The organism is Sphingomonas citri, assembly GCF_019429485.1.
Lineage (GTDB): Bacteria > Pseudomonadota > Alphaproteobacteria > Sphingomonadales > Sphingomonadaceae > Sphingomonas > Sphingomonas citri.
Genome location: NZ_JAHXZN010000007.1, coordinates 107,633 through 132,207, shown reverse-complemented (window position 1 = coordinate 132,207; position 24,575 = coordinate 107,633). Strand labels below are relative to the sequence as shown.

At 72.4% G+C, this 24,575-nt stretch carries 29 protein-coding genes; 14 read left to right on the top strand and 15 right to left on the bottom strand.

Annotated elements, in window-relative coordinates; genetic code table 11:
- Positions 1–3 precede the first annotated feature (3 nt).
- The gene (locus KZ820_RS16985; protein ID WP_219749862.1) at positions 4–354 is read left to right on the top strand and encodes an energy transducer TonB; all 351 of its coding nucleotides are present in this window, start codon (positions 4–6) and stop codon (positions 352–354) included.
- 28 nt (positions 355–382) lie between these two features.
- Here KZ820_RS16985 and KZ820_RS16980 read toward each other — a convergent pair whose 3' ends face one another.
- Positions 383–727 (bottom strand): MmcQ/YjbR family DNA-binding protein, encoded by a 345-nt coding sequence (locus tag KZ820_RS16980; protein WP_219749860.1) that lies wholly within the window; start codon positions 725–727, stop codon positions 383–385.
- A 106-nt stretch (positions 728–833) separates the two neighbouring features.
- On the opposite strand from KZ820_RS16980, the gene KZ820_RS16975 reads away from it, so the two are divergent.
- The 4 genes from KZ820_RS16975 to KZ820_RS16960 all read left to right on the top strand — a co-directional run bounded on the left by KZ820_RS16975 (position 834) and on the right by KZ820_RS16960 (position 3,367).
- A complete protein-coding gene (locus KZ820_RS16975) occupies positions 834–1,235 on the top strand; it encodes a hypothetical protein (protein ID WP_219749858.1) in 402 nt (133 codons plus the stop codon).
- Between the two features lie 60 nt (positions 1,236–1,295).
- Positions 1,296–1,877, top strand: coding sequence for an LOG family protein (locus KZ820_RS16970; protein WP_219749856.1), 582 nt, complete (start codon positions 1,296–1,298; stop codon positions 1,875–1,877).
- A gap of 24 nt (positions 1,878–1,901) precedes the next feature.
- Positions 1,902–2,852: a phytoene/squalene synthase family protein gene (locus KZ820_RS16965; RefSeq protein WP_219749854.1), complete on the top strand. Its 951-nt coding sequence runs from the start codon at positions 1,902–1,904 to the stop codon at positions 2,850–2,852.
- A gap of 131 nt (positions 2,853–2,983) precedes the next feature.
- Positions 2,984–3,367, top strand: coding sequence for a hypothetical protein (locus KZ820_RS16960; protein ID WP_219749852.1), 384 nt, complete (start codon positions 2,984–2,986; stop codon positions 3,365–3,367).
- A gap of 24 nt (positions 3,368–3,391) precedes the next feature.
- Here KZ820_RS16960 and KZ820_RS16955 read toward each other — a convergent pair whose 3' ends face one another.
- Genes KZ820_RS16955 through KZ820_RS16945 form a run of 3 tightly spaced genes read right to left on the bottom strand, consistent with a single transcriptional unit; the run spans position 3,392 to position 4,940 of the window.
- Positions 3,392–3,766, bottom strand: a complete 375-nt coding sequence (locus tag KZ820_RS16955; RefSeq protein ID WP_308462262.1) for a Rap1a/Tai family immunity protein — start codon at positions 3,764–3,766, stop codon at positions 3,392–3,394.
- Complete coding sequence (locus KZ820_RS16950; RefSeq protein ID WP_258048284.1) at positions 3,763–4,614, bottom strand: hypothetical protein; 852 nt, start codon at positions 4,612–4,614, stop codon at positions 3,763–3,765. Before KZ820_RS16950 ends, KZ820_RS16955 begins: the two co-directional genes overlap by 4 nt.
- Positions 4,615–4,628: 14 nt before the next feature.
- Complete coding sequence (locus KZ820_RS16945) at positions 4,629–4,940, bottom strand: hypothetical protein (protein WP_183922676.1); 312 nt, start codon at positions 4,938–4,940, stop codon at positions 4,629–4,631.
- Positions 4,941–5,187: 247 nt separating this feature from the next.
- On the opposite strand from KZ820_RS16945, the gene KZ820_RS16940 reads away from it, so the two are divergent.
- Together KZ820_RS16940 and KZ820_RS16935 are read left to right on the top strand one after the other, a co-directional pair.
- Positions 5,188–6,534 carry a TldD/PmbA family protein gene (locus KZ820_RS16940; protein WP_219749850.1) on the top strand — a complete coding sequence of 449 codons (1,347 nt, stop codon included), beginning with the start codon at positions 5,188–5,190 and terminating at the stop codon, positions 6,532–6,534.
- Positions 6,527–7,321, top strand: coding sequence for a 3'(2'),5'-bisphosphate nucleotidase CysQ (locus KZ820_RS16935; RefSeq protein WP_219749848.1), 795 nt, complete (start codon positions 6,527–6,529; stop codon positions 7,319–7,321). Before KZ820_RS16940 ends, KZ820_RS16935 begins: the two co-directional genes overlap by 8 nt.
- A gap of 127 nt (positions 7,322–7,448) precedes the next feature.
- Here the strand turns inward: KZ820_RS16935 and KZ820_RS16930 are convergent, their stop codons facing one another.
- The 4 genes from KZ820_RS16930 to gnd are packed head-to-tail and all read right to left on the bottom strand — an operon-like array spanning position 7,449 to position 10,385.
- Entirely contained in the window at positions 7,449–7,775 is a 327-nt protein-coding gene (locus KZ820_RS16930) for a hypothetical protein (protein WP_258048283.1), read from the bottom strand.
- Between the two features lie 22 nt (positions 7,776–7,797).
- Entirely contained in the window at positions 7,798–8,550 is a 753-nt protein-coding gene (locus tag KZ820_RS16925; RefSeq protein ID WP_219749846.1) for an HAD-IIB family hydrolase, read from the bottom strand.
- Positions 8,551–9,357: a Cof-type HAD-IIB family hydrolase gene (locus KZ820_RS16920; RefSeq protein WP_219749844.1), complete on the bottom strand. Its 807-nt coding sequence runs from the start codon at positions 9,355–9,357 to the stop codon at positions 8,551–8,553.
- Entirely contained in the window at positions 9,357–10,385 is a 1,029-nt protein-coding gene (gnd, locus tag KZ820_RS16915; protein WP_308462261.1) for a phosphogluconate dehydrogenase (NAD(+)-dependent, decarboxylating), read from the bottom strand. The genes KZ820_RS16920 and gnd overlap by 1 nt, the downstream gene beginning before the upstream one ends.
- A 53-nt stretch (positions 10,386–10,438) precedes the next feature.
- Between gnd and wecB the strand changes: the two genes are divergently transcribed.
- Entirely contained in the window at positions 10,439–11,581 is a 1,143-nt protein-coding gene (gene wecB / locus KZ820_RS16910; RefSeq protein ID WP_219749840.1) for a non-hydrolyzing UDP-N-acetylglucosamine 2-epimerase, read from the top strand.
- Positions 11,582–11,697: 116 nt separating this feature from the next.
- Positions 11,698–12,477 (top strand): sulfite exporter TauE/SafE family protein, encoded by a 780-nt coding sequence (locus KZ820_RS16905; RefSeq protein WP_308462260.1) that lies wholly within the window; start codon positions 11,698–11,700, stop codon positions 12,475–12,477.
- Between the two features lie 37 nt (positions 12,478–12,514).
- Here the strand turns inward: KZ820_RS16905 and KZ820_RS16900 are convergent, their stop codons facing one another.
- From KZ820_RS16900 to KZ820_RS16885, 4 genes are all read right to left on the bottom strand, one after another.
- Positions 12,515–13,315, bottom strand: coding sequence for a glutaminyl-peptide cyclotransferase (locus KZ820_RS16900; RefSeq protein ID WP_219749837.1), 801 nt, complete (start codon positions 13,313–13,315; stop codon positions 12,515–12,517).
- A 64-nt stretch (positions 13,316–13,379) separates the two neighbouring features.
- Positions 13,380–13,721, bottom strand: a complete 342-nt coding sequence (gene fdxA, locus KZ820_RS16895) for a ferredoxin FdxA (RefSeq protein WP_183922656.1) — start codon at positions 13,719–13,721, stop codon at positions 13,380–13,382.
- 54 nt (positions 13,722–13,775) lie between these two features.
- On the bottom strand, positions 13,776–14,066 hold the full coding sequence (locus KZ820_RS16890) for an RNA-binding S4 domain-containing protein (RefSeq protein WP_219749992.1): 291 nt from the start codon (positions 14,064–14,066) through the stop codon (positions 13,776–13,778).
- A 14-nt stretch (positions 14,067–14,080) separates the two neighbouring features.
- Complete coding sequence (locus KZ820_RS16885) at positions 14,081–16,576, bottom strand: helicase-related protein (protein WP_219749835.1); 2,496 nt, start codon at positions 16,574–16,576, stop codon at positions 14,081–14,083.
- 203 nt (positions 16,577–16,779) lie between these two features.
- Here KZ820_RS16885 and KZ820_RS16880 point away from each other — a divergent pair, with 203 nt between their 5' ends.
- Positions 16,780–18,249 (top strand): M23 family metallopeptidase, encoded by a 1,470-nt coding sequence (locus KZ820_RS16880; protein ID WP_308462259.1) that lies wholly within the window; start codon positions 16,780–16,782, stop codon positions 18,247–18,249.
- Positions 18,250–18,268: 19 nt separating this feature from the next.
- Here the strand turns inward: KZ820_RS16880 and KZ820_RS16875 are convergent, their stop codons facing one another.
- Complete coding sequence (locus tag KZ820_RS16875) at positions 18,269–18,625, bottom strand: hypothetical protein (protein ID WP_219749833.1); 357 nt, start codon at positions 18,623–18,625, stop codon at positions 18,269–18,271.
- 129 nt (positions 18,626–18,754) lie between these two features.
- Here KZ820_RS16875 and KZ820_RS16870 point away from each other — a divergent pair, with 129 nt between their 5' ends.
- Positions 18,755–20,209, top strand: coding sequence for a S41 family peptidase (locus tag KZ820_RS16870; protein ID WP_219749831.1), 1,455 nt, complete (start codon positions 18,755–18,757; stop codon positions 20,207–20,209).
- A gap of 12 nt (positions 20,210–20,221) precedes the next feature.
- Here KZ820_RS16870 and KZ820_RS16865 read toward each other — a convergent pair whose 3' ends face one another.
- Together KZ820_RS16865 and KZ820_RS16860 are read right to left on the bottom strand one after the other, a co-directional pair.
- On the bottom strand, positions 20,222–20,749 hold the full coding sequence (locus tag KZ820_RS16865; RefSeq protein WP_219749829.1) for a YceD family protein: 528 nt from the start codon (positions 20,747–20,749) through the stop codon (positions 20,222–20,224).
- Positions 20,746–21,216, bottom strand: coding sequence for a ubiquinol-cytochrome C chaperone family protein (locus KZ820_RS16860; protein WP_258048282.1), 471 nt, complete (start codon positions 21,214–21,216; stop codon positions 20,746–20,748). Before KZ820_RS16860 ends, KZ820_RS16865 begins: the two co-directional genes overlap by 4 nt.
- Before the next feature lie 183 nt (positions 21,217–21,399).
- Here KZ820_RS16860 and KZ820_RS16855 point away from each other — a divergent pair, with 183 nt between their 5' ends.
- The 3 genes from KZ820_RS16855 to KZ820_RS16845 all read left to right on the top strand — a co-directional run bounded on the left by KZ820_RS16855 (position 21,400) and on the right by KZ820_RS16845 (position 24,564).
- On the top strand, positions 21,400–21,873 hold the full coding sequence (locus KZ820_RS16855; RefSeq protein ID WP_219749826.1) for an outer membrane protein assembly factor BamE: 474 nt from the start codon (positions 21,400–21,402) through the stop codon (positions 21,871–21,873).
- Positions 21,874–22,210: 337 nt separating this feature from the next.
- Positions 22,211–23,536, top strand: a complete 1,326-nt coding sequence (locus tag KZ820_RS16850) for a glycosyl transferase family protein (RefSeq protein WP_219749824.1) — start codon at positions 22,211–22,213, stop codon at positions 23,534–23,536.
- The gene (locus KZ820_RS16845; RefSeq protein WP_219749822.1) at positions 23,533–24,564 is read left to right on the top strand and encodes a hypothetical protein; all 1,032 of its coding nucleotides are present in this window, start codon (positions 23,533–23,535) and stop codon (positions 24,562–24,564) included. Before KZ820_RS16850 ends, KZ820_RS16845 begins: the two co-directional genes overlap by 4 nt.
- Positions 24,565–24,575 lie beyond the last annotated feature (11 nt).

Below are 24,575 nucleotides of genomic sequence, written 5' to 3'. Positions count from 1 at the left end.
ACGATGATCGCCGCATTCGCGACGTTGCTTGCGGCGATGCAGGCGCAGCCAGCTTCGATCGCCACACCGCCGGAGGTCGACAGCCGCCCTGGACGACCGCTCGGCGTGTCCCCCTACCCTGCCGAAGCGCTGCGACGTCGCCAGGAGGGCACGACGGTCTTGTCGCTGCACGTAAGCGCGAAGGGCCGGGTCACCTCTTGCGCCGTGTCGCAGAGCAGCGGCGCCGGCTCGCTTGACCAGGCGGGTTGCACCTTCGCGCGCACCCTGCGCTATCGCCCGGCGCGCGACGCGAAGGGCAACGCTGTGCCCGCGGAAACGAGCTTTCCCATGCACTGGCGCCTGCCGCCGCGGTGAGCGCGTCGCGCGTGGAGACTGCCCTCACTCACGGCCGCTCGCCCCGCGCGCGGCGTTGCGTGACCGACGCGCGATCCCACCAGGCACGCTCGAGCAGCAGCGCGATCCGCGCCTCGTCGCCGGTGCCGTAGCGCACCAGCACCGCCGGCCAGCCGCGGTAATGGTCGGTCTCCCAGAAGGTGGCGGGATCGGTCTCGATCAGCATCTCCTTCTCGATCAGCGCGACGTGGAGGACGAAGCTGCCGCGGTCGGGCGCGGTCGTGGCGGCGAGCATTCTGCCGCGCAGCAGCAGCGCCGGCTTGCCGTAGCTGGTGCCGAGCACCACCCCGGGCAGCGCGAGCCCGGTCGCGACGACATCGTCCCAGTCTCTCATGGCGCGTCTCTCCCGCGGGCAAGCATAGATCGACTGCCCCGATCTGGCGATGTCACGGTGACGAGCGCCGCCGCATCTGCTTCGCTGCGTGCTGAGGGAGATCGTGATGCCCGCCAACCTGTTGCTCGCCGCGCTGGTGGCGACCGCCACCGCGGCACCGCCGTCCCGCTGCGGCGCGCACGCTGTCACGGTCGGGACGATGCGCGCGCTGCCGGCGGCGGCGCGGCTCGAGCTGTCGCGCTACCTCGCGCCCGGCGGCATCGCCGACGCGGGGCAGCGCCATGACGCGATCGACGTCCGCCACCCCGGCGTGCCGCGCCACCGCTTCGTCCGCGCCGACCGACGGGGCGACGTCTGGATCGTCCGCTACGAGTCGGGCGGCATCGCCGCGCGCTGGGACAGTGTCACGCTGGTGCCCGTCGTCGAAGACAGTCGTCCGCCGCGCTACGTCGCGCGCGCGGGTGACGCCTGCCCGGCCCCGCCCGCCGCGACGGCATCGCACCGCTGAGCGCGGGAGCGGCCGCGCGCGCCATTGCCCCGGGCACGCGCTTCCCCTAGCGCTCGCGGCATGAAGCGCCTCGCCATCTACTGCGGCTCCGCCACCCCCGCCGACACCTTCTACCTCGAGCTCGCGCGCGAGGTCGGCCGAGTTCTCGCCGAGCGCGGCATCGGCGTCGTTTACGGCGGCGGGCGGCTCGGGCTGATGGGCGCGATCGCCGATTCGGCGCTGGCGGCGGGCGGCGAGGTGATCGGCGTGATCCCGCAGGCGCTGGTCGACGCCGAGGTGGCGCATCGCGGGCTCACCGAGCTCCACGTCGTGCCCGGCATGCACCAGCGCAAGCAGCTCTTCACCGACCTCGCCGACGGTTTCGTGACGCTTCCCGGCGGCACCGGCACGATGGACGAGCTGTGGGAGGCGCTGAGCTGGGCGCAGCTCGGCTACCACGCCGATCCGGTCGGGCTGCTCAACGCGCGCGGCTATTACGACGAGCTCGTCGCCTTCTGGGCCAAGATGGGCGAGGTCGGATTCCTGCGCGCGCAGCATCGCGAGCTGCTGATCGTCGGCGAGACGCTGGAGAAGCTGCTCGACGCCATGGCGGCGCACGCGCCGACCCAGCCGATCGTCCGCATGGCCGCCAGCGACCTGTGAGCGCGCTTCGGTGAGGGGGGTCGCGTGACCGACGCGCGCGCCGCGCTGGTGGCCACGGCGCGCGAGTCGATCGCGCGCGGCTCGAAGAGCTTCGCCGCCGCGTCGCAGCTGTTCGCGCCGGAGATACGCGAGCGCGCCTGGCTGCTCTACGCCTGGTGCCGGCGTTGCGACGATCTCGTCGACGGGCAGGATCACGGTCATGACCGTCGCGCCGTCGCCGACGCGCCCGCGCGGGTCGCCGAGGTGCGCCGGCTCAGCGCTGCCGCGCTCGCGGGCGAGCCGACCCGCGATCCCGCGTTCGACGCGCTCGGCGTGGTCGCGCGCGAGACGCGGCTGCCACATCGCTTCGTCACCGACCTGATCGACGGCTTCCAGCTCGATGCCGACGACTGGCATCCACGCTCCGAGGCCGACCTGTACCGTTACTGCTACCATGTCGCCGGAGCGGTGGGGTGCATGATGGCGGTGGTGATGGGCGTGCCCCCCGAGGACGAGGCGACGCTCGACCGCGCCTGCGACCTCGGCCTCGCCTTCCAGCTCGCCAATATCGCGCGCGACATCGAGGAGGACGATCGGGTGGCGCGCTGCTACCTGCCCGACGAGTGGCTCGCCGAGATGGACGTGCCGCCCGGGCAGCACATGAAGCCGCCGTTCCGCGACCGGCTGGTGGTGCTGGCGCGCCGGCTGGCGACTCGCGCCGAGCTGCACGAGGCGAGCGCGCGCGTCGGCACCAAGGCGCTGTCGTACCGCTCGGCCTGGGCGGTGCTGGCGGCGGCGGGGATCTACGGCGACATCGCGCGGCGCGTGGCGGCGCGCGGGGCGCACGCCTGGGACCATCGCGTCACCACGAGCAAGCGCGAGAAGCTCGAATGGATCGCGCGCGCGGCATGGCAGGCGGCGCGGCGGCAGCGGATCGCCGACACGCCGCGCGACCCGCGGCTATGGACCCGGCCGCGATCATCGCTGCTCACGTAGCGCCGAGCCGTGCTCCGACGCACGCTCGAGCCCGAAGCCACATGCGTCATCGCGAGGCGGAAGGCCCTCCCTCGATGGCGCAACCAACACGGGCGCGGGTCATTGATCCAGGTGAGAGGAGCCCGCACCCGATGACGAGATACGCCCTGATCGCCCCCTTGGCCGCCCTGGCCCTCGCCGCCTGCGGCGACCGCGTCGAGGAACATGCCGACCGCACCGGCAACGCCATCGCGGGCGAGATCGGCGCCGCTGCGGACAATGTTGCCGACAGCGTCGACTCGCTCACCGACACGATGGCGAACCAGGTCGACGGCGTCGCGGCGCGCTCGCTCGACCGCGCCGCCGACCGGATCGATGACGCCTCGCGCCGGCTCGAGAGCGACGTGCGCCGCCACGCCGACCGTGCGCGCGACCGCGCCGGAGACGCGCTCAGCGACGCGGGCGAGCGGCTGCGCGACCGCGACGCGCCCGCGAACAACCGGGCCGATGTTCCCACCGCCGACGAGCGGCGATGAGACGGGCTCAGCCGGCAGGCCGCGTCACCGCCGCTTGCGGGTCGGCTTGGCCTTCGACGTGGATTTGGGTTTCGGCGCGGCCTTGCAGGGGAAGGCTTCCTTGAGGCCCTGACGCACCACGAAGGCGGGTGCCGCGCTCGACTTCTTGCCCTGCTTCCGAAGATATTTGCGCGCCGCCGCGGTGACCGCGACGTTGGAGCTGCGATCGGGCGCGGGGCAGATCTGGCGCGCGCTCGACAGCGCGTCGAAGGCGGCGAGCATATAGCCGGTGCAGAAGTCGGCGGTGGGATCGTCGTCCTTGCCGCGGCAGAGCTCGACCAGCTGGGGCGTCGTCAGCGAGCTCACCACCACCGGGCGATCCGCCGCGGCGAGCAGCGCCGCGAGCAGCAGCGCACTCACCGTGCCGCGCCCGACCCGGTCGCCGCGTCGGCCGCGGCGAGGTAAGGCAGCAGCCGCACGCGCGGGAAGACCTCGTCGAGCGGCTTCACGTCGGGCGTGATATAGACGATGCCGCCGCGCTTCTCGAATTGCGGGCGGAGCTTGCCATTGTAGAAGCGCGCGCCGACGTTGATGCAGCCGAACGAGATGCGATTGTCCTCGGGCGAGGGCGACAGCAGGCGCTCGACGCGATGCTCGTTCTTGTGGAGGCTGGTGACGACGTGCATGGCCACCGCATTGGCGTAGTCGACCCACAGCACGCGCTGGCGCCCGAAGGCGCGGCCGAATTTTGTGACGAAGCGACCGGCGGGCGTGGTGCGCTCGGCCGGGCCGATATCGTCGAGGTTCTTGGCGCCTACACCCGGGGTGGAATCGTCGCCGATGCCGACGCCTAGCAGCACCGGCGTCTCGCCGAGGAAGTCGCCGTTGGCGGCGAAGAGATACAGCGTCGCGTCGGGCTTATCGATCACCGCGTAGGGCAGCTTGCCGTTGTCGTGCGCGGCGGCGACCCAGGCGATCATCCGCTCGGCATTCTCCGATCGCGGCATCGCCGGCACCGGCTCGGCCGGCACCGCGACGGGCTTGGCCGCCTTGGCGGACTTGCGGGCCGGCTTCTTCGCCGTCGTCTTGGAGGCTCCGGCCCTGGTGGTCGCCTGCTTGCGCGCAGACGATGCCTGCGGTGCCGCGAGCGCCGTACCCGACAATGCCAGCGCCGCGATCGTCGCGACGATCATGCGACCCGCGCCACGGAGCGGACGGTCGGCCATATCGATGATGGTCGGCCGTGCCGCCCCGCGACGCGCGCGCATCGTGTCGTCGTGGCTCAGCCGCGCGGGCGACGCGCGCGCTGCTGCTGGAGCTGCTGCATCTGCTGCTCCGACGCGTCGACACGGGTGCCGAGCTGATCGATCCGCTGGCTGTTCTGCTGCGCCTGGGCGGCAGCGGCCTGTGCCTGGGTGAGCGCCTGGCCCGAGGTGCCCTCGACCGTGCGCAGGCGGCCGTCGAGGCCGTCGATACGCTGATTCACCGTGGCGATCTGGTCACGGACGAAGCCCTTGGAGGCGCAGCCGCCGAGCCCGACGGCGCCGACCGCGATCAGCGTCAGGGCCGTGACGCGGGGAAGGTTCGAACGCATCTACTTACCTCTCGTACCAAAATGGACAGATAGCGCGAATGCGCATGGGCAGGAGAACGTTCCGGCGCCTGAACGAAACGTTAATAGATGGTAAACGGCGCGGTGACCCGAGGCGGGACAGGTGCCGTGACGAGGGTCGGGCCGACACGTTCGTCATGAGTCGGGCAGCGGGCTCGCATCCATTCCGCGGCGCAAGGCGTTGGCCGAGGACTAGCCACCGCGCGGATCCCGGACCTACATCACACTCATGCTTACCCCCGACCAGGCGCAGGATCGTGCCACCGACATCGTCCGTCGCGCCCGCGCGGCGGGCGCCGACGCCGCCGACGCGGTGTTCGCCGCCAACGCCTCGAGCGAGGTGTCGGTGCGACTCGGCGCGCTCGAGGACGTCGGCCGGTCGGAGGGCGCCGACCTGGGGCTGCGCGTGTTCGTCGGGCAGCGCTCGGCGAGCGTGTCCACCTCCGATCTCTCGCCCGAGTCGCTCGCCGTCCTGGTCGAGCGCGCGGTGGCGATGGCGCGCGAGGCGCCGGAGGATCGTTGGGCCGGGCTCGCGCCCGAGTCGCGGCTGCTCCACGGCGCCGCGCCGCTGCTCGATCTCGCCGACCGCGACGAGCCAGATCCCCCCGCGCTGCGCGACGCCGCCGCGCGCGCCGAGGCGGCGGCACGCGCGGTCGACGGCGTCACGAACAGCGAGGGCGCGGGCGCGGCCTGGGGGCGGAGCGTCTGGGCGCTCGCCACCAGCCACGGCTTCGCCGACGCCTATGAGGCTACCAGCCACACGCTCTCCGCCAGCGTGATCGCGGGGGCGGGCGGCGCGATGCAGCGCGACTATGGCTTCCACGCCACCCGACACCGCGCCCACCTCGACTCGCCCGAGGCGATCGGCGCGCTGGCAGGCGAGCGCGCCGCGGCGCGCGTCGGCGCCGGGCGCGCGCCGAGCGGCGCGATGCCGGTGGTGTTCGACCCGCGCGTCGGCGTCAGCCTGCTCAGCCATCTCAGCGGCGCCATCTCGGGCAGCGCGGTGACGCGGCGCACCAGCTTCCTGCTCGACTCGCTCGGCACCGCGATCCTGCCCGCCGGCGTCAACGTGATCGACGACCCGCACCGCCCGCACGGGCTGCGCTCGCGACCGTTCGACGGCGAGGGCCTGCCGGTCTCCCCCGTGTCGATCGTCAGCGACGGCATGCTCGAGACGTGGCTGCTCGACAGCGCCTCGGCGCGCCAGCTCGGGCTCGAGCCGACCGGTCACGCCTCGCGCGGCATCGCCGGCGCACCGGGCGTGACGACGAGCAACCTCTACATGGAGGCGGGCCACGTACCGGTAGAGACACTGATCGAGGACATCGTCGAGGGGATCTACGTCACCGAGCTGATCGGTCAGGGGGTCAACCCCGTCACCGGCGACTATAGCCGCGGCGCCGCCGGCTTCCTGATCGAGCGCGGCGCGCTAGGTCGGCCGGTGATCGAGTTCACCATCGCGGGCAACCTGAAGGACATGTTCCGCGGGCTGACGCCGGCGAACGATCTCGTCTTCCGCCACGGCGTCAACGTGCCAACGCTGCGGATCGAGGGCATGACGGTGGCGGGTGGCTGACGCCGCGCTGGCCGACGCGGTCGCGGCGATCGCACGTGAGGCGGGGCAGATGGCGTTCGCGCGCTGGCGCACCGACTTCGCGCGCTGGGAGAAGGCGCCCGGCAGCCCGGTGTGCGAGGTCGACATCGACGTCGACCGCATGCTCCACGCGCGGCTGGGCGCGCTGCTGCCCGACGCCGGCTGGCTCTCCGAGGAGACCGCCGACCGACCTGACCGGCTCGCGCGCGAACGGGTCTGGGTGGTCGACCCGATCGACGGCACGCGCGACTATATCCGCGGTCGCGCCGGCTGGTGCGTATCGATCGCTCTGGTCGAGCACGGCCGCCCGGTGATCGGCGTGCTCGATGCGCCCGCGCGCGGCGAGGTCTGGTTCGCGCGCGCCGGCGCCGGCGCCACCGTGGCGCGCGAGGACGGCAAGCGCTTCGACCTGGCGGCGGGCGACCGCCACGACTTCGAGGGCGCGCGCGTGCCGGTCGACGCTCTGCCCAAAACCGATCGCACCTTGGTGGCGGTGGAAAAACCCAACTCGATCGCGCTGCGGATTGCGATGGTGGCGAGCGATCGTGCCGATCTCGTCGCGACGCTGCGCTGGGGCAATGAGTGGGACATCGCCGCGGCGGTGCTGGTGGCGAGCGAGGCTGGCGCGACGGTGAGCGACGCGCTCGGCGCGCCGATCCTGTTCAACAAGCCCGACCCGCGCGCTTACGGCGTGCTGGTGACCGCGCCGGGCATTCACGCCGCCTCGGTGAAGCATCTCGCCGGGCGCGCGCGCGCGGTTATCGGGTAGCGGCGGTGAAGCCGGTCGGCGAGGGGGACCAGACGCCTCGGCTTATACTGACTTATACTGCCGTCATCCCGGACCTGGTTCGGGATGACGGAAAAAGGAGGATGGGCGCTAGCCCCCCTCTCTCGCCTCAACGCCGCTGGTCACGCCGATGCATCGGGCGCCAGCGCACCGCCGCGCAGATCACGGTGGGCCAGAACAAGGTGTTGATCACGTCGGGGATCGTGTCCCACCAGCGCCACGAATGATAGTGGAGCCGGTCGAGCACTTCGTTGCCGAGCTCGGCCAGCGCCACCACCGACAGCGGCACGAAGGTGCCGAGCGAGCGCCGCGTCACCAGTCGTGCCAGGATCAGTACCGCCATCCCCGCGTGAATGTGCAGCACCGTGTCGGTCGTGCCGGTGCCGTCGCCAATCCAGTGGATGACGCGCGCGTACAGTGCGGGAACGTCGATCATCGCGCGCGTCCGAGAGCCGCGCTCAGCCCTGCTTCTGGCACGCGACGATCGCGGTCACCACGCTGATCGTCTCCTGCGGGTCGCGCACGCGGACGCAGTCCACGCCCGCCTCGTGCGCCGGATAGTCGTTGCCGCCCGGGAAGATCGCGTCGCCGATGAAGAGCATCTCGCCGAGCTGGATGCCGCTCTCCGCCGCCAGCTTGCGCAGGCCATAGCCCTTGTCGACTCCCTCGCGCGTGATGTCGATCGAGGTCGCGCCGCCCATGTTGATCGCCAGTCCCGGCAGTCGTTGGCGCAGGTCGGCCTGGATTACCTTGCGCTTGGCGAAATCGGGGTCCCAAGTCTCCTTCGCCTCAAGCGGGGCCTGCTGGCCGAGCGCGGAGAAGGTGATCTGGCTGCCGCGATCCTCGATCCGCTCGCCCCAGGTCTGCTCGGGGACGAAACCGGTCGCCTCGAGCGACTGGCCGAAGGCCTGGATGATCTTCTGCTTCTCGGCGTCGTCGAACAGCTCGGCGTAGACCGTCTTCCACGCGCCGTCGCGGTGGACGTACAGCTTGGTGCCGGTGGTCGGCATCAGCCACAGCCGGTCGCGGTCGGCGCGCTCGGGCAGGCGGCTCGCCACCTGCTTCTCGAACTGGGGCCAGTCGCCGCCCGAGATCACCGCGACGTCGGCGACCGTCAGCAGGTCCGCCAGCGTCTCGCCCATGTCGTCCTTGAGCGCCTGTTTGCTGAGCGCGAGGGTGCCGTCGAGATCGAAGGCGACGAGCTTCTTCATTCAATGTCTCCGCGGCAGAACAATCGTTTCGATGGCGTGCGCTACGCCATCCTGGTCGTTCGCGCGAGTCACCTCGCGCGCCGCCTTTCTCACCGCTTCGGGCGCGTTGCCCATCGCGATCGGCAGGCCGGCGCGGCGCAGCATCGGCAGGTCGTTGGCCTGGTCGCCGATCGCGGCGGTGTCCTCCAGCGCGATGCCGAGCGCCTTGCTGAGCGCGGCGATGCCGTCGCCCTTGTTGGCGCCCTTGGCGGTGACGTCGAGGTAATAGACCTGCGACTGCGCCACGGTGGCACGGTCGCCGATCGCGGTGTGGACGCGCGCGTAGAGCGCGTGGAGCATCGCCTCGTCGTCGCTGACGAAGGTGAGCTTGTCGGCGCGGTCGAGCAGGGCGACGAGATCCTCCGCCACGACCGGCTCCTGCGCCGAGCTGCGCCGCTCGCTGCTGGTGTGCGGCCCGTCGGGGTCGGTAGCGTACCAGCGGTCGTCGGCAAACAGCCAGGTGTCGACCTCGAACTCGGCCGCGATCGTCAGCGCCTCGCGCGCGACATCGACGGGGAGCGTCTCGCGGTGGACGATCGTGCCGTCGCGCCGGAAGATGATCCCGCCATTGAAGGCGGCGACGTCGCCGTCGAAGCCGAGCTGGTCGAGCAGCGGGCGGATGCCCGACATCGGCCGCGCGCTGATCAGCGTGAAGGCGACGCCCTGGTCCTGCAGCTGCTTCACCGCGGCGATGGTCGCCGCGGTGAGCTGCTTCTCCTTGTCGACTAGCGTGCCGTCGACGTCGGACACCAGCAGTCGGATCGGCATTATTGCGGCATCTCGACGTGGCCGCCGAAGCCGAAGCGCATCGCCGACAGCGCCTTCTCGCCGAACGTATGCTCGACGCGGCTGCGATAGCGCGCGAACAGGGCGGTGGTGAGGACGTTGACCGGCACCGCCTCCTCCATCGCCGCCTCGATCGTCCACTGGCCCTCGCCCGAGTCGGCGACGTTGCCGCTGAACTTCTCGAGGTGCGGGTCGCTCGCCAGCGCCTGAGCGGTGAGGTCGAGCAGCCAGGACGAGATCACGCTGCCGCGCCGCCACACCTCGGCGATGTCGGCGAGGTTTAGATCGTAGCGCTCGTCCTCGGGAAGCTTCTCCGAGGCCTTGCCCTTGAGCACGTCGAAGCCCTCGGCATAGGCCTGCATCAGGCCGTACTCGATGCCGTTGTGGATCATCTTGACAAAATGGCCCGCGCCCGCCGGTCCGGCATGGATGTAGCCGCGCTCGGCGCGGTCATCGATCCCCTCGGCGCGGCCGCGCGTGCGCTCGATCGAGCCCGCGCCCGGCGCCAGCGCGGAGAAGACCGGGTCGAGATCGCGCACGACCTGGTCGGGGCCGCCGATCATCATGCAATAGCCGCGTTCCAGCCCCCAGACGCCGCCGGAGGTGCCGACGTCGACGTAATGGACGTCCTTCTCGGCGAGCGCCTTGGCGCGGCGGATATCGTCCTTGTAGAAGCTGTTGCCGCCGTCGATCACGACCTCGCCCGCGCTCGCGCCGCCGGCGATCTGGTCGATCACGCCGTCGGTCACCGCGCCGTGCGGCAGCATCACCCACCAGATCGCCTCGGCACCGCCCTCCTGGCAGCGCGCGCGCGCCTCGTCGAGCGAGGCAGCGGCGATCGCGCCGGCGTCGGCGAGCTTGGCGACCGCGTCGGTGTCGCGGTCATAGGCGACGATCTCATGCCCCGCCTGCATCAGGCGGCGTGCCATGTTGCCGCCCATCCGGCCGAGGCCGATCATCACCAGTCGCATTCCGCTACCCTCCTCGCTCGCCGCTGAATCGCGCGGCACCGTCGCTAGGTTCCGCGCCGCAGCATGTCGTCCTCCCGCTACAATGAGAGAACATGCGCGCGGCGCCCCGCATCCTGCTCCTATTCGGCACCCGGCCCGAGGCGATCAAGATGGCATCGGTGATCGCGGCGCTGCGCCGTCACGCGGCGGTGACGGTGCGCGTCGCGGTGACCGGCCAGCACCGCGAGCTGCTCGACCAGGCGCTCGCGGCGTTGCAACTGGTGCCCGACGTAGACCTCGACCTGATGTCCGCGGGGCAGCCGCATCGCGCCCTCCTCGGCGCGCTGATCGAGTCGATCGCGTCGCTGCTCGAGGCGGAGCGGCCGGCGCGGCTGGTGGTGCAGGGTGACACGTCCAGCGCCTGGGCCGGGGCGATGGCGGCCAACCTGTGCGGCGTACCCGTCGCGCATGTCGAGGCGGGACTCCGCAGCGGCGACCTCGCCGCGCCGCGCCCGGAGGAGGGCTGGCGCAGGGCGATCACCGCTGTGGCGGACTGCCACTTCGCGCCCACCGCCACCGCCGCCGCCGCGCTCGCCGCCGAGAACGTGCCGCGGGGTGTGATTCACGTGACCGGCAACAGCGGGATCGACTCGCTGCTCGCCATGGCGGCGCGAGTCGGCGCATCGCCATCGCTCGGGGCTTCGGTGACGTCCTTCGTCGCCGCGGCGGGCACGCGCCGGGTCGTCACCGTGACGGTGCATCGGCGTGAGAAGGACATAGCCGCGGTAGCGAGGGTGGCGCGGGCGGTATCGATCCTGGCCCGGCGCGACGACGTCGCGGTGGCGCTGCCCACGCATCCTGCGCCGCAGGCGCTCGCGCTGGCGCGGCTGCTGGCGCACGAGCCAGGGGTGACGGTGCTGCCGTCGCTCGACTATCCGGCGATGGTGCGGCTGCTCGGCCTGAGCCACCTGCTGCTCACCGACTCGGGCGGACTGCAGGAAGAGGCGCCCGCGCTCGACCTGCCCGTGCTGGTGCTGCGCGACACCACCGAACGGCCCGAGGGAGTCGCAGCGGGTTGCGCCTGGCTGGTCGGAACCGACCCGGCGCGCATCGTCGCGGCGGCGACGCGGCTGCTCGACGACGCCGCCGCGCACGCGGCGATGGCGCGCGCGCGCAACCCTTACGGCGACGGCCGCGCCGGCGAGCGCATCGCGGCGATCCTCGCCCGGCTGCACGCCGGCGACGGGAGCGACTAACCCCGATGCGCCCGCCGCGACGGCGGCCCCAAGCATTTCTGCGCTTGCCGCGCGGCCCTCCCGCGTCGCACATCGGTCGCGATGACGCCGGGACATGCGATGGGGGTACGCGCGACGTGGACTGGCTGAGCACGCTCGCGGGCTTCCTGGTGGGCGCCATCGTCGGATTGACCGGCGTGGGCGGCGGGTCGCTGATGTCGCCGGTGCTGATCCTGCTGTTCGGCGTGGCACCCGCCACCGCGGTCGGCACCGACCTGTGGTTCGCCGCGATCACCAAGCTGGTCGGCGGCGCGGTGCATCACCGCCGCGACAATGCCGACTGGACGGTGGTGCGCCGGCTCTGCCTCGGCAGCCTGCCCGCGGTGGCGATCACGCTGTGGTGGCTGTGGAGTCATCACGAGCGCGCCGAGAGCGGCGGGCTGATCGTGCGCGTGCTCGGTGCGACGCTGGTGATCTCGGCGCTGCTCACGCCCTTTCGCGCCGCGCTGGCACGCCGCTTCGCGCGGCGCGAGGGCGCGCGCACCGAGGCGCTGCTGCGCTACCAGCCGGCGCTGACGATCGCGGCGGGCGCGCTGCTCGGCACGCTGATCACGCTGACCTCTGTGGGCGCGGGCGCGCTCGGGGCGACGCTGCTGCTGCTGCTCTATCCCTTCCGGCTCACCGCCAAGAGGCTGGTGGGGACGGACATCCTCCACGCCGTGCCGGTCGCGCTGCTCGGCGGGATCGGCCACGCGCTGATCGGCAACATCGACCTGCACCTGCTCGGCGCGCTGCTGCTCGGCTCGATCCCCGGCGTGGTCGTGGGGGCGCAGCTCACCGACCGTCTCCCCGAGCGGATCGTCACCCCGCTGCTCGCGGTGGTGCTGCTGATCGTGGGCGTGCGGCTGCTCGCCTGAGCTGAGCCGAGGCCCGCCGCGGCGACGCGCCCGATCCTCAGCGCGGCAGCCGGATCTCGAACAGGGTCGGCCACCGCTTGCCGGTGACGAACAGGCGGCGCTGGGCGGCGTCCCAGGCGATGCCGTTGGCGACCGCCTCGGGGTCGCGCGCGCCCACCTCGGCGACGATCGCGCGTAGGTCGATCACCTGAGTGACTCGCCCGCTCGCCGGGTCGATCCGGACGATCATCGGCTGGTGCCAGACATTGGCGAGGATCGTGCCCTCGACCCACTCCAGCTCGTTGAGCTGGTCGACCGGCTGACCCATATAGGTCACCTTGAGCGTCCGCTTCACCGCCAGCGTGACCGGATCGTGGAAGGTCAGCGTCGCGCTGCCGTCGGAGCGGATCAGCGCGGTGCGATCGCTCGTCAGCCCCCAGCCCTCGCCGCTGTAGCGCGCCGTGCCGAGCGGCCGCAGCGTCGCCGCCGCCCAGCGATGCGCGATCCCATCATGCCAGGTGAGGCTGACGAGCTGGTCCTTCCACGCCGCCAACCCCTCGCCGAACTGCGCCGGCGGGATGACCGCGCGCTTCACCACCTTCCCGGTGGCGAGCTCGACGCGGCGGACATCGGAGCGGCCCTCGAGCCCGACGCTCTCGTAGAGTGCGCCGCCGTGCCAGATCAGCCCCTCGGTGAAGGCCTCGCGATCGTGCGGGAAGCTCGCGACGACGGTGGGCACCACCACCGGGGGTCGCGCCTCGGCGGCGGCGGGTGCCGCCTGAGGCGCGGGCGCGGCCGACGCCGTGGCGGGGAGCGAGAGCAGCAGCGCGAGCGGCGCGGGGACGTACCGGCGGATCATGCGCGCAGCGGTACGCGCGCGCGCCGCGACCGGCAACCGCGCTGGCCGTCCGGTTCGCGCCGACTCAGTCGCCCTTGCCGGGCTCGGGCGAGAAGAACTTGTCGAACTTGCCGTCCTGGCCCTTGAACGAATCGGCGTCGGGCGGGGTCTGGTCGAGCTTGCGCGTGACGTTGGGCCATTGGGCCGAGAAGGTGTTGTTGAGCTCGAGCCACTGCTCCAGCCCGCTCTCGGTGTCGGGCAGGATCGCCTCGGCCGGGCATTCCGGCTCGCACACCCCGCAGTCGATACACTCGGACGGGTTGATGACGAGCATGTTCTCGCCCTCGTAAAAACAGTCGACCGGGCAGACTTCCACGCAGTCCATGTACTTGCAGCGGATGCACGCGTCGGTGACGACGTAGGTCATGATCGGGATATCCTCGCTTCTCGCGCGCCGCTTTTGCGCCGCATCACGCCCGCGTCAACGCTCGTCACCGCGTTGCGACCCGTTCTCACCCGCGCCGGCGACCAGTTCCTGGTAGCAGGCCTGCGCCTCGGGCGCCGGTCCGCGCCGCCCCGGCAGCGCCTCGACGCGCAGCACGCGCACCCGTCCGGCGTGGTAGAAGGTGAGGATGTTGCCGACGCGCACCGGCGCATGCGCGCGGTCGATCGCGCGCCCGTCGATGCGCAGCCGGCCGTCGCAGGCGAGCGCCTGCGCGACGTCGCGCGTCTTGGCGAGCCGGGTGAACCACAGATAGCGGTCGAGCCGCATCGCCTCGCCGCCGCTCACCGCCGCACCAGCTCGGCCAGCGCGGCGAAGGCATTGTCGGGCGCTGGCCGCGACTCACGCGCGCGGGCACGGCCGCGCCAGACATAGTGCGGCGGCCCCTCGGCGCTGACGGACGCGGGGCGGAAGCCGAGCTCGGCCATCAGCCGCGCGATCGTCGCCGACTCCAGCCCGATCGACACCGCCAGCGCGGGATCGGGTGCGAAGGGGGCACGGCCGTCGGCGGCGCGCGCGTCGTGCGCGGCGCGCGCGACGCGCTCGACCAGGTCGATCCGCACCGCCTGCGCGCCGAGCGGGCGATAGCCCATCAGCGGCACCGCGCCCGCGCTGCCGCGCGGCAGCGTCGTCGCGCCCGCGCGCGGCAACGGCGGCGCGGGCGTCCCCGCCGCGGCGAGCAAGGCGCGGCGCCACGCCTGCGCGCCGGGCTTGAGCAAGCGCGGGTCGAACAGATCGAGCGCGCCGATCGTCACGCCCTGGCGCCGCAGCCAGTGGCGGTCGCCGGCGCTGAGCGACTCGATCGCGGCGCGCAGCGGCAGCCGCTCGGCGAAGCCCGCGCCGCTCTCCAGCGCCGCCGCGACGCTGCGCAGCGCCGGGCTCGCCGCGGGCGCGCGCGCCGCCTCGGCCGCTGCCGCGACGCTGCGCAGCGCGCGGCCGATCGCCGCCGTCAGCCACGCGCGCAGCCGAGTCGCGATCGACTCGCGCACCGCCGGATCGAGGCAGTCGAGCGCCGCATCGAGCGCGAGTTGCGGCCGCGCCAGGGACGCACCGCGCTTGAGCCGCGCCACCGCCAGCCCGTCCGCCAGGATCACGCCGTCCTCGTCCAGCGCGAAGCCGCTGTCGTCGCGCGCCACCAGCGCGTCGGCGCGACGCCGCCGCTCGGCGCCGAGCCGTTTCTCCGCGGTGGCGAGCAGCAGCCGCTTGTCCGCGGCGGTGGCGTCGGGCGCGACGATGAAGCGGAACCCCTCCAGCCGCCCGATCGCGTGCGTGTCGATCGTCACCTCGCCCTCGGCGTCGATCTCGACCGGCAGCGCGCCCACGCCGCTGCCGATCTTCTTGGCCAATGCCGTGGTACGCTTGTCGACGAAGCGCTGGGTGAGCTTCTCGTGGAGCGCGTCCGACAGCCGCTCCTCCACCGCCAGCGTGCGCGCGGCCCAGTGCGCCGGCTCGGCCAGCCAGTCGGGCCGCTGCGCGATATAGGCCCAGCTGCGGATCGCCGCGATCCGCCCCGCGATCGTCTCGACGTCGCCCTCGACGCGGTCGAGCCGCGCCACCTCGTCGGCGAACCACTGGTGCGGCACGTACCCTTGCGCGAGATAGCCGAACACGCGCCCGACGAATCGCGCGTGCGGGTCGATACCGAGCTTGGCGAAATCGGGGATGCCGCACGCCGCCCACAGCCGCGCGACGTTGCCGCGCGCGCGGTCGCGCACCCCCGCCTCCTCGGCGAGCCGCTTGAGCACGCGCAGGTCGGTCGCCTCGGGCGCGGCGCGGAGGCGCTCGTGATCGGGGCGACGCGCGAGCGAGGCCAGCAGCGCGTCGATCGAGGAGAGGTCGGGCGTGCCGTCGCGCCAGTAGAGCCAGTCGAGCCGCGGGAAGCGGTGCGCCTCGATCGCGGCCACCTCCTCGGGCTCGAACGCCTCCGGCCCCTCCTCGGTCAGCCCGCCGAACGTGCCGTCGCGCTGGTGGCGCCCGGCGCGACCCGCGATCTGCGCCATCTCGGCGACGGTGAGGCGACGGCGCTGCTGGCCGTCGAACTTGGACAAGCCGGCGAAGGCGACATGGCCGACGTCGAGATTGAGCCCCATGCCGATCGCGTCGGTGGCGACGAGATAGTCGACCTCGCCCGCCTGGAACATCGCCACCTGCGCGTTGCGCGTGCGCGGGGACAGCGCGCCCATCACCACCGCGGCGCCGCCGCGCAGCCGGCGCAGCATCTCGGCGGTGGCATAGACCTCCTCGGCCGAGAAGGTGACGATTGCCGAGCGCCGCGGCAGCCGCGACAGCTTCTTGGCGCCGGCGTAGCTCAGCGTGGAGAAGCGCGGCCGCTCGATGATCTCCGCCTCGGGTACGAGGGCGCGCAGCACCGGGCGCAGCGCCTCCGAGCCGAGGATCATCGTCTCCTCGCGCCCGCGCGCGCGCAGCAGCCGGTCGGTGAAGACATGGCCGCGCTCGCGGTCGGCGCCGAGCTGCGCCTCGTCGAGCGCGACGAAGGCGACGTCGCGCTCGAGCGGCAGGCTCTCCGCGGTACAGAGGAACCAGCGCGCGTCCCGAGGGACGATGCGCTCCTCGCCGGTGATCAGCGCGACCCGCTCCGGCCCCTTGATCGCGACGACGCGGTCGTACACCTCGCGCGCCAGCAGCCGCAGCGGGAAGCCGATCATGCCGCTGGCGTGCGCGCACATCCGCTCGATCGCGAGATGCGTCTTGCCGGTGTTGGTCGGACCCAGCACCGCGATCACGCGCGAGCTGTCGTGCGGGCGAGGGGTGAGCGACATGACCCAGACTACATCGGGTCTGTGTCCACCGGATGCAATCGCGCTCAGTCTCCGGCGCGGCCCGCCGCCGGACACGACCGGTCCGCCGCAGCGATCACCGTGGCGGGACGCGGTTAATTTGACTTTAGCACCTCTTCTCCACAACGCTGCCACCCAAGCGCCGGAGGGGTAGGTCCGGCGCGTGACGGAAGGCGGCGGCCGACGTGTTCTTGCGCGACGATCAGGGCATGGAGCTGGCGGGCGCCGGCGGACGCGGCAACGGTCGCGCGTTCGGGCGCCAGCTGGTGCCGCTCGCCGAGCGCGGCGCGCTCGACCGCGCCCGCGTCGCGCTGGCACGCATCGACTGGGTCCCGGACCTCGGCCAGGACATCGGCAGCCGCACCTGGTGGCGCGGCCTCGCCACCTGCGCGGCGCTGTGCTGGGGGGCGTGGCAGCTCAACCCCGGCCTGCCCGCGATCACCGGTGACCGCGCCGTACCGGGTGACCGCGCCAGCCTGGAGGAGGCGCGCACCCAGGGGATCGCGCCGCTCGCGCTCGGCGCCACCACCGGCCGGCGCATGGCGGCGACCGCGCTGGTGCGCCCGCTCGCCGAGACGCCCGAGCGCCCGCAGATCGAGCTCAGCGCCGCGCTCGCCGACGGCGACACGCTGCGCACCGCGCTGCAGCGCGCCGGGGTCGGCGGCGGCGAGGCGGGGCGGATCGCGGGTCTGGTCGGCGATGCGGTCGCGCTCGACTCCCTCAAGCCGGGCACCGTGCTGGCGCTGACGCTCGGTCGCCGCCCGACCAAGTTCCAGCCGCGCCCGCTCGAGCGGCTCGCCTTCCGCGCCGCGTTCGACCTCAAGCTGGTGGTGCAGCGTGCCGGCGAGGGGCTGGTGCTCGATCGCCAGTCGATCGCGATCGATCGCACGCCGCTCCACGTCACCGGCACGGTCGGCGCCGGCCTCTACCGCTCGGCGCGGGCCGCGGGCGTCCCGGCGCGCGTGGTCGAGACCTATATCAAGGCGATCGCGGCGCAGCTGCCGATCGGACAGCTCGCCAGCGACGACCGCTTCGATATCGTCGCCGACCAGGCGCGCGCCGCGACCGGCGAGGTCGAGGTGGGTCAGCTGCAATACGCCGGGCTGGCGCACGGTCGCCGCCAGCTGCGGCTGGTGCGCTGGGGCGACAAGGACGGGGAAGGCGGGCAGATGCTCGATCCCTCGGGCACGATCGAGCGACGCGGCGCGATGGGGATGCCGGTGGCGGGGCGGATCACCTCCACCTACGGGATGCGGATGCACCCGCTGCTCGGCTTCATGCGGATGCACAAGGGCACCGACATCGGCGCGCCCTACGGCAGCCCGATCTACGCCGCGGTCGACGGCGTCGTGCAGTTCGCCGGGCGCGCCGGCGGCTACGGCAATTTCATCAAGCTGGCGCACGGCGGCGGGCTGGTCACCGGTTACGGTCACATGAGCCGCTTCGCGGTGGCGCAGGGCGCGCGCGTGCGGCGCGGGCAGGTGATCGGCTATGTCGGCTCGACGGGTATCTCGACCGGGCCGCACCTGCACTGGGAGGTGTGGAAAAACGGCCAGACGGTCAACCCGCGCACCTTGTCGCTGTCGAGCGTGCAGACGCTGCCGGCCGAGACGATCCGCGCGATGCGCGCCAAGATCGCGCGGCTGATCGGTTAGATGCGCGCGGGCCGGCGGCTCAGCCGGTCGCGCTGCGCCCCGCGATCGCGCGCGCGTCGGTCACGGTGGCGGTGCCCGAGTCGTCCAGCGTGATCAGCCAGGCGGACTGGTCGTCGCAGGTGGCGACCCAGGCGGCCTTGCCCGCGACCGGGTCGGTCGGCACCGAGCGGTCGACCTGCTGGCACGAGCGGCCCGCGTCACGGATCGCGCGGAACAGCGCGACGTTGCGCTCCTTCTCGTTGAGCGCCTGCATCTTCGCGACATAGTCGCCGCGCGGCACCGCGGCGGTGGCCTGGTTGGCGGTCTCGCCACCGCCGCAGCCGGCGAGCGCGAGCAGGACGGGGAGGGCGAGCGGGAGGAATGGGCGCGCGATCATGGCGGCACGCTAGCAGATCGCGGCGCGATGGCGCCAGTCCGGGGCGTTCTCCGCCGCGGCCGACCGGCGGCGCCATATACAAGTAGCTGGTGTCACGATACCAATGCGCTGGATTCGTAGGAGTAAGTGATGCGTACACCGCGGTGGGTGGGCGCGCTCGCGCTGGCAGGGATGCTGGCGGGGTGCGGCGGCGGCGATGATCGTGGCAGCGCTGCCGCCCCAAGCGGCGGATCGGCCGCGGTGGGCGGCGGCACCGGCAGTAGCGGCAGTACCGGCGGCTGCACGCTGCGCGCGCGGCAGGACTGGGCCTTCTCCATCCTCAACGAATGGTATCGGTACCCCGAGCTGCTCGCGAGCAACGTCAACCCGGGCAGCTACACCACGCTCGACGACTATGTCGACGCGCTCACCGCACCGGCTCGGGCGCAGAATCGCGATCGCTATTTCACCTATGTCACCTCGGCGTCGGCCGACGCGGCCTATTATGCCTCGGGCAAGACGGCCGGCATCGGCGTGCGGCTCGCGCTGACCGCGAGCAACCGGCTGTTCGTGCGCGAGGCGTTCGAGGACACGCCCGCGTTCGCCGCCGGCATCGATCGCGGCACCGAGATCCTCGCGGTCGGGACCTCGACCGCCAACCTCCGCGACATCAGCGACATCATCGCCAAGAACGATTATGACGCGCTCAACGCGCCGTTCGACGACACGACGCCGGGCAGCGCGCGCGTGTTGCGCGTCAGCGACGCCGCCGGGACGCGGGTGGTGACGCTCACGACCGCGAACTATTCGCTGGCACCGTTATCGTCGCGCTACGGCGCAAAGGTGCTCGACTCGGGTGGTCGCAAGGTCGGCTACATCAACCTGCGCACCTTCATCGCCAGCGCCGACGACCAGCTGCGCAGCGCCTTCGCCACCTTCCGCTCGCAGGGGGTGACCGATCTGGTGATCGACCTGCGCTACAATGGCGGCGGACTGCTCGCCACCGCGGAGACCTTCACCGACCTGCTCGGCGGCGGACGCTCGACCTCGGACGTGCAGGCCTACACCAGCTATCGCCCGTCCAAGTCGAGCCAGGACCGGATCCGCTATTTCCGTCAGGAGGCGCAGGCGATCGCGCCCACGCGCGTGGCCTTCATCGGCACCGGTGCGACCGCCTCGGCGAGCGAATATGTGATCAACGCGCTGATCCCCTACCTTCACAGCAGCGTCGCGCTCATCGGCAGCAACACCTACGGCAAGCCGGTCGGCCAGATCCCGTTCGACAATCCCTCGTGCACCGACGACCGCCTCCTCGCGGTCTCGCTCGCGCTGCAGAATTCGGCGCGGCAGGGCGATTACTTCAACGGCCTCGCCACCAAGGTCGAGGCGAGCTGCCAGGCGGACGACGACGTCTCCCATGCGCTCGGCGATCCCGCCGAACTCTCGCTGCGCACCGCGCTCGATTATATCGCCGGGCGCAGCTGCACCCCGATCGGGACGAGCGCGAGTGCGAGCCGCTCGACTCAGCTGTTCGCGCCGGCCAACCGCCCGCTGATCGCGCCGCACCCGAACGCGGCGCAGCGCGACCAGCCCGGCCTGTTCTGATCGTCCGGAGGCTCAGTCCTTCGGCGCGGCGAGCTTGGCCTTGAGCCCGGCGAGCGCGCCGAAGGGGCCGGCCTCCTCCTCGCTCAGCACACCCGCCTCGCGTAGCACCGCCTCGGCGCGCGGGCTGCGCGGGAACGGATCGAGCGCCAGCGCCATCGTCTCCGCGGCGACCTCGCCGAGATCGACCCCGCCGCCTTCGAGCTCGACCGTGTCGATCGAGTCGCTGCCGAGCTCGATCTCGTCGTCCCCCCCCGCGCCCGGCGCGACGAAGCGCAGCAAAACGGGCTCGTCGATCGTCGCGGGCATTGGGTCACCCGTGACCGAGCAGGCTTGCACCACCGCGGCGCGGACGGTGCCGCGCACCAGCACGCCCGCGGGATCGCGCCGGACCGCGAACGCGCCTTCGAGACGCTCGACCCCGACCAGGTCGAAGCGGTGCGCCAGCGCGGCGCGCTCGTTGGCGTCGGCCGTGATCGTCACGGTGCGATCCTCACCGCCGATCGTGTCGAGCCGCTCCAGGCGGGAGAATTCGGTCGTCACGCCATTCGTCCTTCCATCAGTTCGGGCACGCCGAGCAGGTCGAGGTCGCGGCGCAATGCCTTTAGCTCGCCGCGCACATGCGCCAGCGCGGCGGCGTCGGGCTGCGCGCCGCGGTAAAGATTGCGGACCAGCGCGGCGTCGAGCGCGCCATCGTCCGGCGCGGCCAGCCCCTCTCGGTAGACGCCGAGCCGGCCGCCCAGCATGCCCATCATCTTGCCGACGTGCTTGCCCACGACCATGTCGCCGAAGCCGATCTGGCGCACCTGCGCGTCCATGTCGTCGACGAAGCGCTCGGTCAGCCGCACCGAGCCGTCCGTCCCGTCGGGCACCTGCTCGAGCCGGAGCAGTACCATCGCCAGCACCGCCGCGACCATGTCGAAGCGGCCGTCGAGCGTGTCGGGCACCGCGCCGTCGAGGTACCAGTGCGGCTGGCGCGCGCGCGCCACCACCGCGTCGTACAGCGGCAACGCCTCATCGCGGGGCCCACGCCGTCGCAACCACCCACTCAACCAACCCACCTGACGCACTTCCTCTCGACCGACCGGCGCGACGCTTGTCTCGTCCCGCACGGCGGCATATTGAGGCGCGAGGCCGCAATGTCCACGCGCGCGTGCCGCGCGGACAAGCGGCTGGGTTTCCGCGGAGTATCGATGCGCCCCCTTCTACCTCTCGCTTTGGCTGCCGGCGTCCTCGCCGCCGGGTGCACGCCGCTGCGCTCGCACCAGGGCTATATCGTCGATGCCGACCTGGTGAACTCGATCCAGCCCGGAGTCGACAACCGCCAATCGGTGCTCGCCACGCTCGGTACGCCCAGCTTCGCGAGCCAGTTCAACCAGGGCGACTGGTATTATGTGTCGCGTGACAGCCGCAACCTGGCGTTCACCCCGCCCAAGCCGCGGGACCAGCTGACGATGCAGATCAGCTTCGACCAGGCCGGCAACGTCACCACGGTGCGCAAGTCGGGGATTGACCAGGTTGTCTCGCTCAAGCCCGACGGCAAGACGACCCCGACGCTGGGTCGCAAGCGCGGCTTCTTCCAGGACCTGTTCGGCAATATCGGCACGGTCGGCGCGGCGGGTGCGGGCGGCGGGGGCGGTCCCGGCGGCGGCAGCACCGGGCCCTGATCTCGCCAGGGCTGATCTCGCCGAGATGAGGCGCGCTGGGGCCGCCCGACGCCGCGGTGATCGAGTAGGACACCTACAAGACTCGGGTGCATAGCGAGCGCCCGAGTCCGTCACTCTTCAATCGCGGTTCGGCCGCGTCGCCACGAACGCCGCGACGCGGCCAGTACCGGCTTGGGGTCGGCACCGGTCCCGAAAGGGGGAAAGGGACCGCGGCGGCTAACGCGCGCCCGGTCGCTTTGTTCGCCACGGTGGACGCTTTCTCGCGAGCGTTGCCGATTCGCCACACTTCCGCAAAAAAATTTGCCGCAGATCAAGGATGCGCTGGCGGGGGTCGCCGATGACCGCGCTCGGCCTGATCGATCGCGGCGCGATCGAGGCGACGTTCTTCGCCGCCGCCGTGCTCTTCGTGCTTGGCTTGGACGATGTGCTGCTCGACCTGATCGCAGTCGCGGTACGACGTGCCGACCAGCACGTCCCCACGGTGGCGAGCGTGCGACATCTCCGCTTCGCGGTGTTCATCCCCGCGTGGCGCGAGGAACAGGTGATCGGGGCGATGCTGCGAGCGACGCTCGCGCGCTATGATCATCCCGCTTACCGCCTCTACATCGGCTGCTACCCGAACGATCCCGCCACCGCCGACGCGGTGCGCACGATCGATGATCCGCGCGTCCGCCTGGTGGTCGGAGACCATGACGGCCCGACGACGAAGGCCGACTGTCTCAATCAGCTGTGGCAGGCGCTCACCGCCGAGGCGGAGTCGCGCCCTCACGCGGTGGTGCTCCACGACGCCGAGGACATGGTCCACCCGCTCGAGCTGCGCGTGACCGAGCAGGCGCTGCGCGGCGCGGCGCTGGTCCAGTTGCCGGTGCTGCCGCTGATCGATCCGGCGCGGCGTTGGCTGACCGGCCATTACGCCGACGAGTTCGCCGAGACGCACGCGCGCGACCTCGTGGCGCGCGCCGCGCTCGGCGCCGCGCTACCGCTCGCCGGGGTGGGCTGCGCGATCCGCTACGACGCGCTGGAGCGGCTCGCCGGCGCCACCGGCCTGCCGTTCGCGGCGGACAGCCTCACCGAGGACTATGAGCTGGGGCTTCGCGCGGCCTCGCTCGGCATGGCAGTACGGTTCGTGCGGCGGCGTGACGCCGGCGGCGGACTGATCGCGACCCGCGCCTACTTTCCCGACACACTGACGCACGCGGTGCGGCAGAAAGCGCGCTGGATCGGCGGCATCGCGCTCGCCGGCTGGGACCGGACGGGATGGGGTGCACCGCGCGCGACCGAACGCTGGATGCGCTGGCGCGACCGTAGGGCGCCGCTCGCCGCCACCGCGGTGGCGACGGGCTACCTCGCGGCGACGCTCGCGGCGGTGGGCCTGCTCGGTCACCACTGGCGCGGTGACCCACCGACGGCGACGGGCCATGGTCTTCGAGCGCTGCTCGCCATCAACGCGATCCTGCTCGGCTGGCGGCTGATCGCACGCGCTCGACTCACGGCCGCGGCTTATGGCTGGCGCGAGGGACTGCGCGCGCTACCGCGGATCGCGGTCGCCAATGCGGTGCTGATGCTGTCCGCGGGGCGCGCGCTGCGGCTCCACGTCGCGGCCCTGCGCGGCGCGCCGCCGCGATGGGACAAGACCGCGCATCGATTCCCGGACCTTCCATGAGAAAGGGGCGCGCGCTGCGCTGCTGGGGTCTGCTGCTCGCGCTCTGGGTGAGCGCGCGCGCGGCGTGGCTGTGGCGCGACGGCGTGGTGCCGCGGCGATCGGCGGCGATGGTGGGGTCGACTGCCGACCTTCCGCCGGTCGCATCATCCCTCACGCGCCGAGGAGCGGCCGCGACTGCTCGGGCGGAGGCTCAACCTCCCGCGCCGGCCTTCAACGATCAGCTCGTCCACATCTCTCCGTCGCGCCCGCTCGCATCGCGTCGGCCGGCGCGTCTACCGGCGTTGATCACCGCGGTGGAGCGTGCGGCAGGGCACGTGCCGGCCCCGCTCTCCGCTCCTGTGATGGCAGGGCAGCCGCCGTCGGCGGAGGCGATCGTGCCGCAGGTCCGGGGCAGCACCCTCGTCGAAGCCGCAGGTCGCGCACCTCGCTGGTCCCAGACCGGCTGGCTGCTGCTTCGCGGCGGAGCGACGACGAGCACCGCCGCGCCGCAACTGGGCGGGGCGCAGCTGGGGGTTCGCGTGGCTCGGGCGCTCGACGACGAGGGACGCCTCGCGGCCTCGCTGCGGCTGGTGTCGGCGCTTCAGGCGCGCGAGCGCGAGGCGATCGCGGCGGTCGAGTGGCACCCGCGCGCGCTGCCGTTCCGGATGCTGGCCGAGCGCCGCATCGGCGTCGTCGGGCTGCGTAGCGGCTGGGGTCTCAGCGCCGCGGGCGGGATCAGCGACCTGGAGCTGAGTCACGGAGCCCTGCTCGACGGCTATCTCCAGGCCGGCGTGATCGAGCGGCGCGGCGGCTACGCCGATGGCGCGGTGAGTCTCGAGCGCCCACTGGCACAGAACGGCGACGCGACATTGCGGCTCGGTCTGGGAGCCTGGGGCGCGGCGCAGCGCGGCGCCCAGCGGCTCGACGTCGGCCCGACCGCGACGCTTCGGCTCGGGCGCGCCCGCGCGACGCTGGCGTGGCGCGCGCGCGTGGCCGGAGACGCTCAGCCGGCCTCGGGCGCGGCGCTCACGATCGGGATCGATCATTAGCGCGGGAACGC